At 75.3% G+C, this 14,411-nt stretch carries 14 protein-coding genes and 1 tRNA gene; 7 read left to right on the plus strand and 8 right to left on the minus strand.

The window, feature by feature from the left end; genetic code table 11:
- Positions 1–182 precede the first annotated feature (182 nt).
- From IE248_RS17210 to IE248_RS17220, 3 genes are read right to left on the minus strand one after another with little or no spacing between them, the layout of a single operon-like run.
- Positions 183–1,340 (minus strand): acetyl-CoA C-acetyltransferase, encoded by a 1,158-nt coding sequence (locus IE248_RS17210; protein WP_008743913.1) that lies wholly within the window; start codon positions 1,338–1,340, stop codon positions 183–185.
- A 23-nt stretch (positions 1,341–1,363) separates the two neighbouring features.
- Positions 1,364–1,978, minus strand: a complete 615-nt coding sequence (locus tag IE248_RS17215; RefSeq protein WP_008743914.1) for a TetR/AcrR family transcriptional regulator — start codon at positions 1,976–1,978, stop codon at positions 1,364–1,366.
- A gap of 15 nt (positions 1,979–1,993) precedes the next feature.
- Positions 1,994–2,776, minus strand: coding sequence for an SDR family oxidoreductase (locus IE248_RS17220; RefSeq protein WP_037795435.1), 783 nt, complete (start codon positions 2,774–2,776; stop codon positions 1,994–1,996).
- An 87-nt stretch (positions 2,777–2,863) separates the two neighbouring features.
- On the opposite strand from IE248_RS17220, the gene IE248_RS17225 reads away from it, so the two are divergent.
- Entirely contained in the window at positions 2,864–4,009 is a 1,146-nt protein-coding gene (locus tag IE248_RS17225) for an acyl-CoA dehydrogenase family protein (protein WP_073798932.1), read from the plus strand.
- Positions 4,009–4,974, plus strand: coding sequence for an acyl-CoA dehydrogenase family protein (locus IE248_RS17230; protein ID WP_190031105.1), 966 nt, complete (start codon positions 4,009–4,011; stop codon positions 4,972–4,974). The genes IE248_RS17225 and IE248_RS17230 overlap by 1 nt, the downstream gene beginning before the upstream one ends.
- Before the next feature lie 40 nt (positions 4,975–5,014).
- On the opposite strand, the gene IE248_RS17235 is transcribed toward IE248_RS17230, so the two are convergent.
- Together IE248_RS17235 and IE248_RS17240 are read right to left on the minus strand one after the other, a co-directional pair.
- The gene (locus IE248_RS17235) at positions 5,015–5,761 is read right to left on the minus strand and encodes a class I SAM-dependent methyltransferase (RefSeq protein WP_190031106.1); all 747 of its coding nucleotides are present in this window, start codon (positions 5,759–5,761) and stop codon (positions 5,015–5,017) included.
- Positions 5,762–5,823: 62 nt separating this feature from the next.
- A complete protein-coding gene (locus IE248_RS17240; protein WP_073774390.1) occupies positions 5,824–6,132 on the minus strand; it encodes a hypothetical protein in 309 nt (102 codons plus the stop codon).
- A gap of 42 nt (positions 6,133–6,174) precedes the next feature.
- On the opposite strand from IE248_RS17240, the gene IE248_RS17245 reads away from it, so the two are divergent.
- Positions 6,175–6,247 (plus strand) — tRNA-Ala (locus IE248_RS17245).
- A gap of 38 nt (positions 6,248–6,285) precedes the next feature.
- On the opposite strand, the gene IE248_RS17250 is transcribed toward IE248_RS17245, so the two are convergent.
- Positions 6,286–7,014, minus strand: coding sequence for an SDR family NAD(P)-dependent oxidoreductase (locus IE248_RS17250; protein WP_079196347.1), 729 nt, complete (start codon positions 7,012–7,014; stop codon positions 6,286–6,288).
- A gap of 96 nt (positions 7,015–7,110) precedes the next feature.
- Between IE248_RS17250 and IE248_RS17255 the strand changes: the two genes are divergently transcribed.
- From IE248_RS17255 to IE248_RS17265, 3 genes are read left to right on the plus strand one after another with little or no spacing between them, the layout of a single operon-like run.
- Positions 7,111–7,701 (plus strand): PadR family transcriptional regulator, encoded by a 591-nt coding sequence (locus IE248_RS17255; protein WP_190031107.1) that lies wholly within the window; start codon positions 7,111–7,113, stop codon positions 7,699–7,701.
- Between the two features lie 14 nt (positions 7,702–7,715).
- The gene (locus tag IE248_RS17260) at positions 7,716–8,444 is read left to right on the plus strand and encodes a VWA domain-containing protein (RefSeq protein WP_073774392.1); all 729 of its coding nucleotides are present in this window, start codon (positions 7,716–7,718) and stop codon (positions 8,442–8,444) included.
- A 36-nt stretch (positions 8,445–8,480) separates the two neighbouring features.
- Complete coding sequence (locus IE248_RS17265) at positions 8,481–8,993, plus strand: pyridoxamine 5'-phosphate oxidase family protein (RefSeq protein ID WP_073774393.1); 513 nt, start codon at positions 8,481–8,483, stop codon at positions 8,991–8,993.
- On the opposite strand, the gene IE248_RS17270 is transcribed toward IE248_RS17265, so the two are convergent.
- Both IE248_RS17270 and IE248_RS17275 read right to left on the minus strand, forming a co-directional pair.
- Positions 8,986–10,383, minus strand: a complete 1,398-nt coding sequence (locus tag IE248_RS17270; protein WP_190031108.1) for a DUF1906 domain-containing protein — start codon at positions 10,381–10,383, stop codon at positions 8,986–8,988. The genes IE248_RS17265 and IE248_RS17270 overlap by 8 nt on opposite strands.
- 270 nt (positions 10,384–10,653) lie before the next feature.
- Positions 10,654–11,331, minus strand: coding sequence for a hypothetical protein (locus IE248_RS17275; protein WP_190031109.1), 678 nt, complete (start codon positions 11,329–11,331; stop codon positions 10,654–10,656).
- 128 nt (positions 11,332–11,459) lie between these two features.
- On the opposite strand from IE248_RS17275, the gene IE248_RS17280 reads away from it, so the two are divergent.
- On the plus strand, positions 11,460–14,357 hold the full coding sequence (locus IE248_RS17280) for a helix-turn-helix transcriptional regulator (protein ID WP_190031110.1): 2,898 nt from the start codon (positions 11,460–11,462) through the stop codon (positions 14,355–14,357).
- Positions 14,358–14,411 lie beyond the last annotated feature (54 nt).

Consider the following 14,411-nt stretch of genomic DNA (forward strand, 5'->3'; position numbering starts at 1 on the left):
GCCCCATCCGGAGACTCCGGTAAAACAATTAAAGCGCCTGTCGGAGCAATCCCGTCAGGCGCACATAAAGTTCATGGGTACCACAACTGCAACTCCCCAAAGCTATCACAGACCGCCGCGGCGTGCCGCCCCACCCCTGTGACCTGCGTCCCCCGGGGCGGGCGCGGCCCGGCCGGCGGGCGCTAGAGCCGTTCGATGATGGTCACGTTGGCCTGGCCGCCGCCCTCGCACATGGTCTGGAGGCCGTAGCGCCCGCCCGTGCGCTCCAGCTCGTGGAGGAGGGTGGTCATCAGCTTGACGCCGGTCGCGCCCAGGGGGTGGCCGAGGGCGATGGCGCCGCCGTTGACGTTGACCCGCTCCGGGTCGGCGCCGGTCTCCTTCAGCCAGGCCAGTACGACCGGGGCGAAGGCCTCGTTGATCTCGACGAGGTCGATGGCGGCCAGGGACATGCCGGTCTTCTTCAGAGCGTACGCCGTAGCCGGGATCGGCGCGGACAGCATCCGGATCGGGTCCTCGCCCCGTACCGACAGGTGGTGGATCCGGGCCCTGGGGGTCAGGCCGTGTTCCCGGACCGCCCGCTCGGAGGCGATCAGCATCGCCGCCGCCCCGTCGGAGACCTGCGAGGAGACGGCCGCGGTGATGGTGCCGCCCTCCACGACGGGCCGCAGGCCCGCCATCTTCTCCAGGGTGGTGTCCCGGCGGGGGCCCTCGTCGCTGCGCACGTCCCCGTACGCGACGGTCTCCCGCTCGAAACGGCCCTCGTCGATCGCCCGGACCGCCCGCCGGTGCGAGCGGAGCGCGAACTCCTCCATCTCGCGCCGGCCGATGCCCCACTTCGCGGCGATGAGCTGCGCGCCGTGGAACTGGTTCACGGGCGCGTCCCCGTACCGGGCGCGCCAGCCCTCGGAGCCGGCGTACGGGCCCTCGGTGAGGCCGAGGGGCTCCGCCGCCTGCCGTGAGGCGAAGGCGATCGGGATCATCGACATGTTCTGCGTACCGCCCGCGACGACCAGGTCCTGGGTGCCGGAGAGGACGCCCTGGGCGGCGAAGTGGACGGCCTGCTGGGAGGAGCCGCACTGCCGGTCGACGGTCACGCCCGGCACCTCCTCGGGCAGCCCGGCGGCCAGCCAGGCCGTCCGCGCGATGTCCCCGGCCTGCGGGCCGACGGTGTCCAGGCAGCCGAAGACGACGTCCTCCACCGCGGCCGGGTCCACTCCGGAGCGGGCGACCAGGGCCTTCAGGACGTGTGCGCCGAGGTCGGCGGGGTGGACGGCCGACAGGCCGCCGCCCCGGCGCCCCACGGGGGTGCGTACCGCGTCGACTATGTAGGCCTCGGGCATCGGGACTCCTCTGTTGGTGGTGGTCAGCCGCGTACGGCGATCCCGTCCAGCACCATCGACAGGTACTGCCGGGCGATCTCCTCGGGGCTGTGCTGTCCGCCGGGCCGGTACCAGGACGCCGCGACCCACACCGTGTCGCGGACGAAGCGGTAGGTGAGGCGGATGTCCAGGTCGGCCCGGAAGACCCGGGCGGCGACCCCCCGCTCCAGCGTCCCCAGCCAGGCCTTCTCGAACTTCTGCTGCGAGTCGGAGAGGTAGCGGAAGCGGGGCTGCGCGGACAGGTGCCGGGATTCCTTCTGGTAGATCGCGACGGCGGCGCGGTGCCGGTCGATCTCCCGGAACGATTCGGTGACGAGGGCCTCGATGGTCTCCCGCGGGCCGAGGCCGGCGGCGAGGACGGTGTCGTACCCCTCCCACAGCTCGGTCAGGAAGGCCGAGAGGATCTCGTCGAGCATCGATTCCTTGGAATCGAAGTGGTAGTAGAGGCTGCCGGCGAGCATCCCGGCGGCGTCGGCGATCTTGCGGACGGTGGTGGCGTTGTAGCCCTGCGCGGCGAAGACCTCGGCGGCGGTGCCGAGGAGTTCGCGGCGTCGCTCCGGTGAGGCCGTCACCTGGGTTTTCTTCTTGTTCGTTGGCACGCGCCCATTCTGTGCCTACGCGCGCTGGCTGCTGACCGAAACGGTCTCGCCCGTCATGTACGACGCGTACCCGCTGGCCAGGAACACGATGACGTTGGCGACCTCCCACGGCTCGGCGTACCGGCCGAAGGCCTCGCGGGCCGTCAGCTCGGCCAGCAGTTCCTCGCTGGTGACCTTCACCAGGTGCGGGTGCATGGCCAGGCTCGGGGCGACCGCGTTGACCCGTACGCCGAATTCGGCGGCCTCCAGGGCCGCGCAGCGGGTCAGGGCCATCACCCCGGCCTTGGCTGCGGCGTAGTGGGCCTGGCCGGTCTGGGCGCGCCAGCCGACGACGGAGGCGTTGTTGACGATGACCCCGCCGGTGCCGGAGGCCTTGAGCGAGCGCAGGGCGGCGCGGGTGCAGCGGAAGGTGCCGTTCAGGGTGACGTCGAGGACCCGGCCCCACTGGTCGTCGGTCATGTCGACGAGGGCGGCGGTGCCGCCGAGTCCGGCGTTGTTGACGACGACGTCCAGGTGGCCGTGGGTCCGCTCGGCGTGCGCGAACAGGGCCCCGACCTGTTCCTCGTCGGTGACGTCGCAGGGCAGGGAGGAGATGCGGTCCGCGCCGAACTCGGCGGCGAGGGCCTCCTCGGTCTCCTTCAGCCGGCGGGCGTGGGCGTCGCCGATCAGGACGCGGGCGCCCTCCTCCAGGAAGCGGCGGGCGGTGGCGCCGCCGATGCCGGCTCCGGCGGCGGCGGTGACGACGGCGGAGCGGCCTTCCAGCAGGCGGTGGCCGGCCACGTAACGGGGCTCGTTCATGCGCACTCCTCGACGCTGCTCATGGCCGTACGTTAACCTACCAAACACTTGTTAGGGAAGGTTGACGGTCTGGGAGGCGGGCACCCGATGGATCTGACCCAGTCGGCGGAGGTGGCGGCCTTCCGGGCCGAGGCCCGCGCCTGGCTCCGCTCCCACGTCCCGGCCGAGCCCCTGCCCTCCCTGGAGACGGAGGCCGGGTTCGCGGCGCACCGGGAGTGGGAGGCGCTGCTGCACGCGGACCGCTGGTCGGCGGTGTCCTGGCCCGAGGAGTACGGGGGCCGGGGCGCGGACATCGAGCGGTGGCTGGTCTTCGAGGAGGAGTACTGGGCGGCCGGCGCGCCCGGCCGGGTCTCGCAGAACGGCATCAGCCTGCTGGCCCCCACCCTGTTCGACCACGCGACGCCCGAGCAGCGGGCGCGGGTGCTGCCGCCGATGGCGAGCGGCGAGGTGATCTGGGCGCAGGCCTGGTCGGAGCCGGAGGCCGGGTCGGACCTGGCCTCGCTGACGTCGCGGGCGGTGCGGACGGAGGGCGGCTGGCTGCTGTCCGGGCACAAGACCTGGTCCTCGCGGGCGGCCTTCGCGGACCGTGCCTTCGGGATCTTCCGCAGCGACCCGGCGGCCGCGAAGGCGCACCACGGCCTGACGTACCTGATGTTCGACCTGCGGGCGCCGGGGGTGACGGTGCGGCCCATCGGGCGCCTCGACGGGAAGCCGGCCTTCGCGGAGCTGTTCCTGGAGGGGGTCTTCGTACCGGACGAGGACGTCATCGGGGAGCCGGGGCAGGGCTGGCGGATCGCGATGTCGACGACGGGCAACGAGCGGGGGCTGACGCTGCGCTCCCCCGGGCGGTTCCTGGCGGCGGCGGACCGGCTGGTCTCCCTGTGGCGGGAGGCGGGGGATCCGGCGGACACGGCGCTGCGCGACCGGGTCGCGGACGCGGTGGTGGGGGCGCGCGCGTACCAGCTGTTCACCTGGGCGAACGCGTCCCGGTTCGCGGCGGGCGAGGCCATCGGCGCGGAGTCCAGCCTGAACAAGGTGTTCTGGTCGCGGTACGACATCGCGCTGCACGAGACGGCGCTGGACCTGCTGGGCGCGGACGCGGAGCTGGCGCGGGGAGCGTGGGCCGAGCCGTGGGTCTTCTCGCTGGCCGGGCCGATCTACGCGGGCACGAACGAGATCCAGCGCGACATCATCGCCGAGCGGCTGCTCGGCCTGCCGAAGGGGCGCCGCTGATGCGATTCCTGCTGACGGAGGAACAGCGCGACTTCGCGCGGAGCCTGCGGGGGCTGCTGGCGGCGGCGGAGGTTCCGGCGGTGGTACGGGCCTGGTCGGCCGGGGACCACGGGCCGGGGAGGGCGGTGTGGGGGCGGCTGGCGCGCACGGGCGTGTTCGCGCTCGCCGCCGACGAGGCGGGTCCGCTCCCGGTGGAGCTGGCGGTCGCCTTCGTGGAGCTGGGGCGGGCGGGGATGCCGGGGCCGGTGGTGGAGACGGTGGTGGCGGCCGTGCTGCTGGGGCGGCTGGGGGACGAGGAACTGGCGAAGCGCCTCCTCCCCGGGCTGGCGGACGGCGGGGCGGTGGCCACGCTGACGCTGCCGGGCGGAAGTCCGTACGCGCTCGACGCGGACGCGGCGGCGTACTGCCTGACGGTGTCGCGGGCCGGTGAGCTGCGCTCGGCGGGGGCGGGCGCGCCGGTCGCCTCCCTGGACCCGGCGCGCCGGCTGTCGGTTCCGGTGGCGGCGGGTCCCGCGCTGGCGGCGGGAGCAGCGGTGTCGGCGGCGGCGCGGGCGGCGCTGGACTGGGCCCGGCTGCTGACGGCGGCGCAGTGCCTCGGCGTTGGCGAGGCGCTGCTGGCGCGGACGGTGGCGTACGCGAAGGAGCGCACCCAGTTCGGGGCGCCGATCGGGTCGTTCCAGGCGGTGAAGCACCGGCTGGCGGACACGCTGCTGGCGCTGGAGTTCGCCCGCCCGCTGCTGTTCGCCGCGGCGCTGTCCCTGGACCCGGGGGAGGTGGCGGCGGCGAAGCTCGCGGCGGGCGGGGCGGCGTACGGGGCGGCGCTGACCGCGCTCCAGCTGCACGGTGCGATCGGCTACACGGAGGAGCTGGACCTCTCCCTGTGGCTGCGCAAGGCGCGGCCGCTGCGGGACGCGTGGGGCACGCCGGCGGCGTGCCGGGAGGCGGTCCTGGCCGGCCGGCGCTGACGCCGCCGCGAGCCCGGCCGCCCGGTCCGGAGGGCAGGCCCTAGGGCACGGCCACGTGGAGGGAGACGACGTAGGGCTCCTCGACCGTCCCGTCGGGGAAGAGCGGGGCGAGGCGGGCCCGCTCCTCGCGGAGGAAGGCGCTGGTGCCGGGCTCGCCGAGGAGGAGGAAGGCGGAGTGGCTGGCGAGGTTGGCGAGGTGGTCGTCGAGGGGAACGCGGCGGGACCAGGCGACGGTGCGCGTACGGAAGCCGGAGTCGAGGCCCTGGGGCAGGGTGCGGAAGGCGACTCCTTCGTCGGTGGCGTCGAAGAGGGCCCGGATCCGGGCGCCTTGGTCCGCGACCCATCCGACGGACGCGTCGATGTCGTTCCACCAGATGGCGAGCGCGCCGCCCGGGCGCAGGACGCGGCGGGCCTCGGGGACCGAGCGGGCGGGATCGGTCCAGTGCCAGGCCTGGGCGTACGTGAGGAGGTCGAAGGCGCCGGTGGCGAGCGGGAGCCGGTCGCCGTCACCGCGGACGAGGGGGATCCCGGGGTGCGCCCGGCGCAGTTCGGCGGCCATGCCGTCCCCGGGCTCGACGGCGACGACCCGGGCCCCGCGGGCGTGCAGCGGCCCGGTGGCGATCCCGGTCCCGGCCCCCACGTCCGCGACCCGCGCCCCGGCGAGCGGCCGGCCGGTGAGCTCCTCGACGGCGTCGAACAGCCCGCCGGGATACCCGGGCCGGCTGGCGGCGTACAGCGCGGCGGCGGCATCGAAGGACCGCGCTCGCGCACGGGGGTTCGTGGTCATCGGCCCATCCTTCCCGATCCCGGGCCGGCCACCAATGCCTTTCGGGGGCGGGAGAGGACGGCCTAGCCTCCGCGCCGGGAGAAGCGGATCAGGAGGGCCGTCTGGATCACCAGCAGGGTCACCGCGCCGGCCGCGGGGACGGAGTCCGTCGCCTCCCCGGCCGCGCCGCCCAGCCAGGCCACGCCCACCGCCACGAAGGCGAGGAGGAAGCGCGGCACGAACTCGGCGTCCGTGCCGTGCAGTACGCCGGAGCCGACGACGAAGACGGCCAGCAGGACCGGGATCCAGGGCGCCGGGTCCGGGCTCCGCAGGAGGTGCGCGGCGCCGAACTCCACCGCCAGGAGCAGGAGGTTGCGGAGCAGCGTGGGCATGAGCACATCATGCCGGGCGTGTCGTAGGGTTGATCACAAGGGTGGGGTCGTAGCACAGAGGCAGTGCGCCTACACAGCATGGAGGAGGACGCCGGTTCGAATCCGGCCGCCCCACCCCCCGAGCCCGGCCGCGCCCCGGGCCCGGCCGCGCCGCTAGCGCGCCGTCATTCCGCCGTCGACCGCGAACTCCGCCCCCGTCACGTACGCGGAGGCGTCGGCGCACAGGAACAGCACCAGCTCCCCCACCTCCTCCGGCCGGCCCATCCGCCCCAGCGGGACGTGCGACCAGTCCCGGCCCCCGACCGCCGCCGCGACCATCGGGGTGTCGATCGCACCCGGGTGCACCGAGTTCACCCTGATCCCGTCCCCCGCCAGGTCCAGCGCCGCCGAGCGGGTCAGGCCGCGCAGGGCGAACTTGGTGGAGCCGTAAGCCGCGTGGCCCGGGATGCCGACCAGCCCGGCCGTGGAGGAGATGTTGACGATCGAGCCGCCGCCGGCCGCCCGCAGCACCGGCGCCACCGCCTGGATGCCGAGGAACGGCCCGAGCAGGTTGACCCGTAGCAGCGCCTCGAAGTCCTCGGCCGTCTGCTCCTCCACGTGCGCCGTCCGCCACAGCGCCGCGTTGTTGACCAGGGCCGAGATCGTGCCGAAGGCCGACACCGCCTCCCGCACCACCCCGGCCCAGCTCCCGGCGTCGGCCACGTCGTGCCGTACGAACAGACCCCGGGGGCCGAGTTCCGCCGCGACCGCCCGGCCCTCGTCCTCCCGTACGTCCGTGACCACGACGCGCGCGCCGGCCTCCGCGCAGAGCCGGGCCTCGGCCGCGCCCTGGCCGCGCCCGGCTCCGGTGATGACGACGACTTTTCCGTCCAGCGAGATCACGGCTCAGACCTCCGGGTCGTTTTGATTCGGAATACTTCTAGCAGTCATGCGGCGGGGAGGGGAACGGTCGCGGGGGCCGGTCGTAGACTGCGCCGCGTGGCAGACGAGACGAACGAGCGCGCCCTCCCCCCGACCGGCTGGGCGGTGCTCGGACTGCTGTCCTTCGGCGAGGAACTCTCCGGCTACGACCTGAAGAAGTGGTCGGACCGGTCGCTGCGCTTCTTCTACTGGAGCCCCTCCTTCAGCCAGATCTACAGCGAGCTGGGGCGCCTGGAGCGGGCCGGATACGCCTCCTCCCGGACGGTCGCCCAAGGCAGTGGTACCCGCGACAAGCGCGTCTACCGGATCACCGGCTCCGGCATGGCCGCCGCACGGCGCTGGGCCCGCGAGGCCCCGGTCGACCCGCCCGTCCTCAAGCACGGGCCGATGCTGCGGCTGTGGCTGGGACACCTGCTGGAGCCGGAGCAGATGCGCGAAGTACTGCTCCGCCAGCAGGAGTTCGCCGAGGACATGCGGCTGCGGGCGGTGGCCGACGCGCAGGCGGCGAAGGAGGAGCCCGCCTGGGCGTACCCGGCGCTGACCCTCCGGTGGGCCGAGCGGTACTACGCCTGCGAGCGCGACCTCGCCGCGGCCATGCTCGACGACCTCGCCGCCCTGGAGAACGGCCCCGGCGAGGACCGGGGCTGACGTACCCTCGGGCCATGACGGGCAGCGCGATAGACCTCCGCAAGGTGGAAGAGACCGCACCGGCGCTGGTGAGCCTCTACAAGAGCGCCGGGGTCTCCCTCCGCAAGTACGGCCTGGAGGGCGGCCGGGCGGCGGTCTACCTGGTGCTGGACTACTCCGGTTCGATGCGCCCGTACTACGAGGACGGCAGCGTGCAGGCCCTCGCGGACCAGGTGCTGGGCCTGTCCGCGCACCTCGACGACGACGGCCGGGTGCCGGTGGTGTTCTTCTCCACCGACGTGGACGCCGTCGCGGAGATCTCCCTCGCCGGGCACGCCGGGCGGGTGACCGAGATCGCCGCCGGGCTCGGCCACATGGGCAAGACGGCCTACCACCTGGCGATGGACGCGGTGATCGACCACTACCTCGACTCGGGGGCGACGGACCCGGCCCTGGTCGTCTTCCAGACCGACGGCGGCCCGGTCAGCAAGCTCGCGGCGGAGCGGTACCTCTGCAAGGCGGCCCGGCTGCCGCTGTTCTGGCAGTTCGTCGGCTTCGGCAACACCCGCAGCTCCCAGTTCGACTTCCTGCGCCGCCTGGACGAGCTGCCCGTGCCGGGCCGGCGGGTGGTGGACAACGCGGGCTATTTCCACGCCGGGCCGGACCCGCGCACCGTCCCGGACGGGGAGCTGTACGACCGGCTGGTCGCCGAGTTCCCGGCGTGGCTGGCGGCCGCGCGCGGGGCGGGCATCGTGCGCGCCTGACCGCCCGGGGCCGCCGCCAGGCGCTTTCATGGACGTATGACGCACACCAGCTGGGCCGTCTTCGAGAAGGCGGAACCGGAGTTCGCGGCGGCCGTCGAGGCCCGCTTCGCTCAGTACCCGCACCATGTCCTAGCCACGCTCCGCAAGGACGGCTCGCCCCGGGTCGCCGGCCTCAACGTCGACATCCGCGGCGGGGAGCTGTGGCTCGGCATGATGCAGGGCTCGATGAAGGCTCGGGACCTGGAGCGCGACCCGCGCTTCGCGCTGCACACCAACCCGGGCGAGGGCGAGACGATGCCGGACGGGGACGTGCGCGTCTCGGGGCGCGCGGTGGAGCTCCTGGACCCGCCCGAGCTGCACCGGTACGCGGAGGAGCGGGACTCCCCGCACCCCTTCCACCTCTTCTACGCCGATCTGACCGAGGTCGTCCACATCGGGATCGACGGCGACGACCTGGTGCTGCGGACCTGGACCCCGGCGGGCGGCGTGCACACCGTCCGCCGGGGCGACGACGACGAGCCGCCGCACGAGGAGCCGACGACTAGCTGAGGGGTCCGGGTCGGGGACCGGGGCCGGGGCCGGGGCCGGGGCCGCCCGGGCGGGCGAGGGCGGCGGGCTCCACGTCCAGCCAGCTGCGGTCGATCTTGAGGGTGACATCGCCGTACGTGGCCTCGTGGTCCCCGCGGAACTGGTGGGCCCGGCGCCGCCCGGCCCACAGCTTCTTCCCCGCGGGCAGCCCCATGTCCACGTCGGCGACCGAGGCCCGGCCGTTCCAGACGGCCACCCAGATCACGTCCGGCATGGCTTCGGGAGCCTGGTGGTGATGGGCGCTCAGGGCCTTGACGCCCGAGCTCGCCGCGACGTAGGCGGCGGAGCGGTAGCCGAGCTCGTGCAGCCGTACGGTCCAGGCCGTCAGGTAGGCGACGACCGGAGCGTCCCAGGTGGCCCGGTCGGTGTAGTTCTCCAGGTCGTTGTAGAGCAGCGTGCCGCCCGCCAGGCCCAGGGAGCGGGCGGCCTGCGCGGCGCCTTCGGCGGCCTCCTTGCCCTGCTCGTTGGCCTCGGAGGGGTCGGTGGACAGGCCGGTGTCGGCGTTGTGCCAGGGCTGCGGGCCCACCCAGATCGGCATCAGGTGCCAGCCGGCGCCGATCTGGCGCCGGACCCAGTTCGCCGTGAGCCGGGGCTGGGCGCAGGCGCGGGCGCGGCCGCCGATGTAGACGCCGACGGCTCCGAAGGGGGAGGCGCCCTGCCACGCGTCCATGGCGCGCTGGGTGGGGGCGGTGCAGGTGTCGAAGCCCTGGCCGGTGAAGGCCTCCTGGGCGCCGCGGGGGCCGGCGAGGACCGCACCGGCGGCCGCGGTGGCCGCGGTGCGTGCGGCGGCGGCGGTGCGTGCGGCGGCGGCGGGAGCGGCCGGAGCGGCCGGAGTGGCGGGAGTGGCGGGAGTGGCGGGAGCGGGGCCGGGGGCGGTGCGGAGCTGCGCGAGCAGGCCCCGTACGACGCCGGGACCGGCCCCGTACGAGAGCGTGGCCATCACCCCGGAGCGGCGCAGGGCGTAGCGCACCTCGTTGCTGTCGGCCCGGGTGGCGGGCAGCGCCCGCAGGTCGTCGGCGGCGACGGTCGGGATGTCGGCGCGCGGCGGGGTGTCGTCGAGGGGCTCCAGGTGCAGGGTGTCGGCGCGGGTGCGGACGGCGCGGCCGGTGCACTCGGCCTGGGTTCCGGCGTGCCCTAGGTAGAGGGAGGGCAGGTCGAGGCGCAGGCAGGCGTCGGGGTTCCGGTCGAGGTCCACGACGCGCCAGCCGGCGGGGAGGGTGAGCCGCAGCCCGCGGTAGTCGACGGTCGGACCGGCGGCGGGACGGGAAGCGGGACCGGCGGCGGCGGGCACGGCCGGCGCCAGCAGGGCGGTGCCCAGCAGTCCGGCCGACAGCAGCCGCGCCGACAGCACACGGGCGCGCGGGGCACGGGAGGGCGACGTTCGGAAAGGCGACGAAGGCGACGTTCGGGAGGGCGACGTTCGGGAGGGCATGTGACCCACAGTTACCAGAGCGCGGCGGCCCTCAACTTCGCTGCGGGACGCCCCAGATGGGCCGTACGGCCGATGCCGCGCCCGCCCCCGGGCCGGGGCCGCCTCACCCGTACGAGTGAGGCCGCCCCGGCCCTGTCACGGCGGCCGGTGCGCTCCCCCACGGGGCACCGACCGCCGGTCCCCGCCCCGTCAGCAGGAGGAGGCCCCCGCCGGCGGCTTGAAGACGGCGCTCAGGGCGCGGTCGGCGTCGAGCGTGACCAGGCTCCAGTCCAGCGAGCCGCCCGGCATGTTCAGTCCGTCCGGCAGGTCGTCCTCGGTGATCTCCTCGCCGACGTAGAGGACGGACAGGGTCCCGGAGCAGCCCTTCGGCGGCGGGGGCACACTGCCCACGACGCGGCCGTCGCGCGGGCCGGCGGAGAGGGTGGTGGACTCGATCGGCGCGTAGGTGAAGGAGTAGCGGGCGCTCGATCCGGACCCGGCGCGGGTCATCTCGACCCGGAACCAGCTGAGCTGGAACGGGACCGCCTCGCAGGGCCGCTGCGTCTCCTTCGCGAGGAGGTACACCCCGGAGTCGGTCATGAAGAACGCGGGCGAGGCTCCGTGGCTGCTGTCGCTGAGGTCCTTGAGGTAGGCGAGCCTGCCGGCCGTGCTCATGTACATCGTGGGCACGCACAGCCCGTTGCGGGTGCTGCTGGGAGACGGCGAGGGCGAGGGCGAGGGCGCCGGGTCCGGCGACGGGGAGAGCGGGCTCGGCGAGGCGGGTACGGACGGGGGTGCGGTCCGTGTCTGGCCGCCGCCCCCGCACCCGGCGAGGGCGAGCAGCGGAACGGTCAGGAGCGGGACGATCAGCCCAGGTAATCGGCGCATACGGCCTCCTCTTCGGGCGGAGCCGGGACTGCTTCGATGCTGGCAGCCCGCGTCCGGCGGCGGTATCCGTAGAACCGCCTACGTATCCCCGGCGCCGGTTGCGGGTACCGGTCAGCTGGGGAGGGACCATGACGGACAGGACTCCACTGGTCGGCCGGGAGGCCGAACTGGACCGGCTGGACGCGGTACTCGACGGGCCGGGGGGCCCGCCGGGTGTCGTCGACCTGACCGGCGCGGCGGGCATCGGCAAGAGCCGGCTGCTGACCGAGGTGTGCGGGCGGGCCGAGGAACGCGGGCTGACGGTGCTGCGCGGCCGGGCCACCGAGTACGAACGGCACATTCCGTTCCGGGTGTTCGGCGACGCGTTCGCGGATCTGGACCCGGAACTCCTGCGCGGCCTCGGCGCGCCGGGCGCGGCCTGGGCGGCCTCCGCCGGGGCGGCGGCGGACGGGATCCCGGCGAACCCCGCCGTGGACCCCACCGGGGCCGAGGCGGGGGCGGGGGCCGGCGCCGGGGTGTCGGCCGTGGACCGGTTCGCCGCGCACCGGGCGACCGCGCGGCTGCTCACGGCGCTCGGCGGGCGGACGGGGGCCGGGCTGTTGATCGCCCTCGACGATCTGCACTGGGCGGACCCGGCCTCGCTGGAGCTCCTCGACCACCTCGTGCGCCACCCCCTGCGTGCCCCGGTGGTCATCGTCGTGGCCCGGCGGGACCGGCAGACCGCGCCGTCGCTCGCCGCCGCGCTCACCCGGGGCGTCGACGCGGGCGCCGTGCTCCGCCTGGACCTCGGGCCGCTGACCGAGCGGGCCTGCGTCGAGCAGCTCGCGCCCGGGCTGCCGCCGGACCGGGCCGCCCGGCTGTACGCGGCCAGCGAGGGCAACCCGCTCTACTTCCTGACGCTGCTCCAGGGCCAGGGGCAGGGCCGTAGCGGTCCGGCCCTGCCGCCGGGCGGCCTCGGCGCGCTGCTGCTCGACGAGCTGACGCCGCTGAGCGCCGCGCAGCGCCGTACCGCCGAGGCGGTGGCGGTCCTCGGCGACCAGGCCACGCCGCCACTGCTGCTCGCGCTCACCGAGCCCGCGTCCGTGTCCGCGTCCGCGTCCGGTTCCGAGCGGCTCGACGCCGACCTCGGCGTCCTGGCCCGGCGCGACCTGATACGGCCGCGCCCGGGCGGTGTCTGGTCGCTGCGCCATCCGGTGCTGCGGGCCGCGGTGTACGAGGACACCGGGCCCGGCCGGCGCGCCGCGCTGCACCGGCGGGCGGCCGCCGCGCTGGCGGCGGCGGGCGCGCCCGCGACCGTACGGGCCCATCACGTGGAGCGGGCGCTGACCGACTGGGAGCCGGAGGCCGCGGCCGTCCTGCTGGAGGCGGCCGAGCAGTCCGAGACGACCGCGCCGGCGAGCTGCGCGCACTGGTTGGAGGTGGTGCTGCGGGTGCTCCCGGACACCCCCGGCCATGCGGCGCGCCGCCGGGACCTGATGCTGAAGCGGGCGCGGGCGCTGAGCGTGTGCGGCGAGTTGCGGGCGAGCCGGGACCTGCTGCACGAGGTGATCGCGGGGCTCCCCGCCGACGACGGCAGCGGGGTGCGCGCGGCCGCCGTCACGCTGTGCGCGTCGATGGAGCGCCACCTCGGTCAGTACCGGGCCTCGGTCGCGCTGCTGCGCCGGGCGCTGTCGCGGCGGCCCGCTCCCGCTCCGGCCGACGCGGTCGCGCTGGGCCTGGAGCTGGGCTCGTCCGCGCCACACGCCCTGCCGTTTCCGGCGGTGCGCGCGGAGGTGCTGCGCACCCTGGAGCTGGCCCGGGCCCTGGGTAACGAGCCGGCCGCGGCGGGGGCGCTGGCGGTGTCGGCGCTCGGGGAGGCGTACGAGGGGAACACGGCCGCCGCGCGGGAGCTGGCGGACCGGGCCGCCGCGTGCGTGGACGTGCTGACGGACCGGGACTTGGCGGACCAGTGCGAGCCGCTGGCCCGGCTGGGGTGGGCGGAGTTCTACCTGGAGCGCTACGAGGACGCCGAGCGGCACGCGGACCGGGGGCTGGCCATCGCCCGTCGGGGCGGGCCGCTGCACCTGCTGCCGCACCTGCTGATGTGCAAGGCGATCGTCCACACGCACGCGTGCCGGCTGCCGTCGGCGCTGGACCTGGTGGACGAGGCGGAGAGCATCGCCCGGGGCATCGGCAGCGACGAGCTGCTCGGGCTGGTCCTCGCGAACAAGGCGCAGGTGCTGATCGCGGCCCGGCCGCCGGGGGACGTCAGCGCGCTCGCGGCGGCGGAGGAGGCGGTCGCGGCGGCCGGCGCGCGGACCAGTTGGTGGACCTCGCTGGTGTGGTGCGTCATGAGCTACGCCGCGCTGCACGGCGGCGATCCGGTGCGGGCCAGGTCGGCGATGCTGCGGGCGGGCGGGGCGGATCTGGCGGGGCTGCAGCCGTCGATGCGGCCGCTGTTCCTGGAGGCCCTGGTCACCGCGGCCGTCACGACGGGGGACCTGGCCGGGGCGCAGGAGTGGGCCGCGCTGGCCGGGCGGGACGCGGAGAGGCTCGGCCTGCCCGTCCAGCGCGCGGCGGCGCTGCGCTGCGCGGGGCAGGTGCTGGCGGGCTCGGGCCGTCCGGCCGCGGCGGCGGAGCGGTTCGCGCGGGCCGCCGAGGAGGCGGGCCGCTCGGGCGCGGTGCTGTGGGAGGCGCAGTCCCTGCTGATCGGCGCGTCCCTGACGGCGGAGGCGGGCGACCCGGCGACGGCGTCGGCCATGTGGCGGCGCGGCCGCCGCCTGGCCGAATCGGGCGGGTCCCTGCTCCTGACGGGCCTCGCGGACCTCCTCCTCCCGCCCCCTCCCCCGCCCCGCGTACCGGGCCTCACCCCGCGCGAGCACGAGATCGCCACCCTGGTCGCCGAGGGCCTCACCACCCCGGCCATCGCGGCCCGCCTCTACCTGAGCCCGCGCACGGTGGACACCCACCTGTCCCACATCTTCCGCAAAACCGGCGTCACCACCCGCTCCGCCCTAGCCGCCCTCACCGCCCGCCACCTGCCGTGAAAAGCCGCCCGCAACAACGCCCGACACCCCCGCGCGGGCCGTGCCGGCAGGAGG

The sequence above is a fragment of the Streptomyces goshikiensis genome (assembly GCF_014650555.1).
Lineage (GTDB): Bacteria > Actinomycetota > Actinomycetes > Streptomycetales > Streptomycetaceae > Streptomyces > Streptomyces goshikiensis.

Bases quoted from the DNA above. Each gene is read 5' to 3' on its own strand.
- IE248_RS17210 (WP_008743913.1), bottom strand. From the start codon at position 1,340: ATGCCCGAGGCCTACATAGTCGACGCGGTACGCACCCCCGTGGGGCGC.
- IE248_RS17220 (WP_037795435.1), bottom strand. From the start codon at position 2,776: ATGAACGAGCCCCGTTACGTGGCCGGCCACCGCCTGCTGGAAGGCCGC.
- IE248_RS17225 (WP_073798932.1), top strand. From the start codon at position 2,864: ATGGATCTGACCCAGTCGGCGGAGGTGGCGGCCTTCCGGGCCGAGGCC.
- IE248_RS17230 (WP_190031105.1), top strand. From the start codon at position 4,009: ATGCGATTCCTGCTGACGGAGGAACAGCGCGACTTCGCGCGGAGCCTG.
- IE248_RS17235 (WP_190031106.1), bottom strand. From the start codon at position 5,761: ATGACCACGAACCCCCGTGCGCGAGCGCGGTCCTTCGATGCCGCCGCC.
- IE248_RS17240 (WP_073774390.1), bottom strand. From the start codon at position 6,132: ATGCCCACGCTGCTCCGCAACCTCCTGCTCCTGGCGGTGGAGTTCGGC.
- IE248_RS17260 (WP_073774392.1), top strand. From the start codon at position 7,716: ATGACGGGCAGCGCGATAGACCTCCGCAAGGTGGAAGAGACCGCACCG.
- IE248_RS17265 (WP_073774393.1), top strand. From the start codon at position 8,481: ATGACGCACACCAGCTGGGCCGTCTTCGAGAAGGCGGAACCGGAGTTC.
- IE248_RS17275 (WP_190031109.1), bottom strand. From the start codon at position 11,331: ATGCGCCGATTACCTGGGCTGATCGTCCCGCTCCTGACCGTTCCGCTG.
- IE248_RS17280 (WP_190031110.1), top strand. From the start codon at position 11,460: ATGACGGACAGGACTCCACTGGTCGGCCGGGAGGCCGAACTGGACCGG.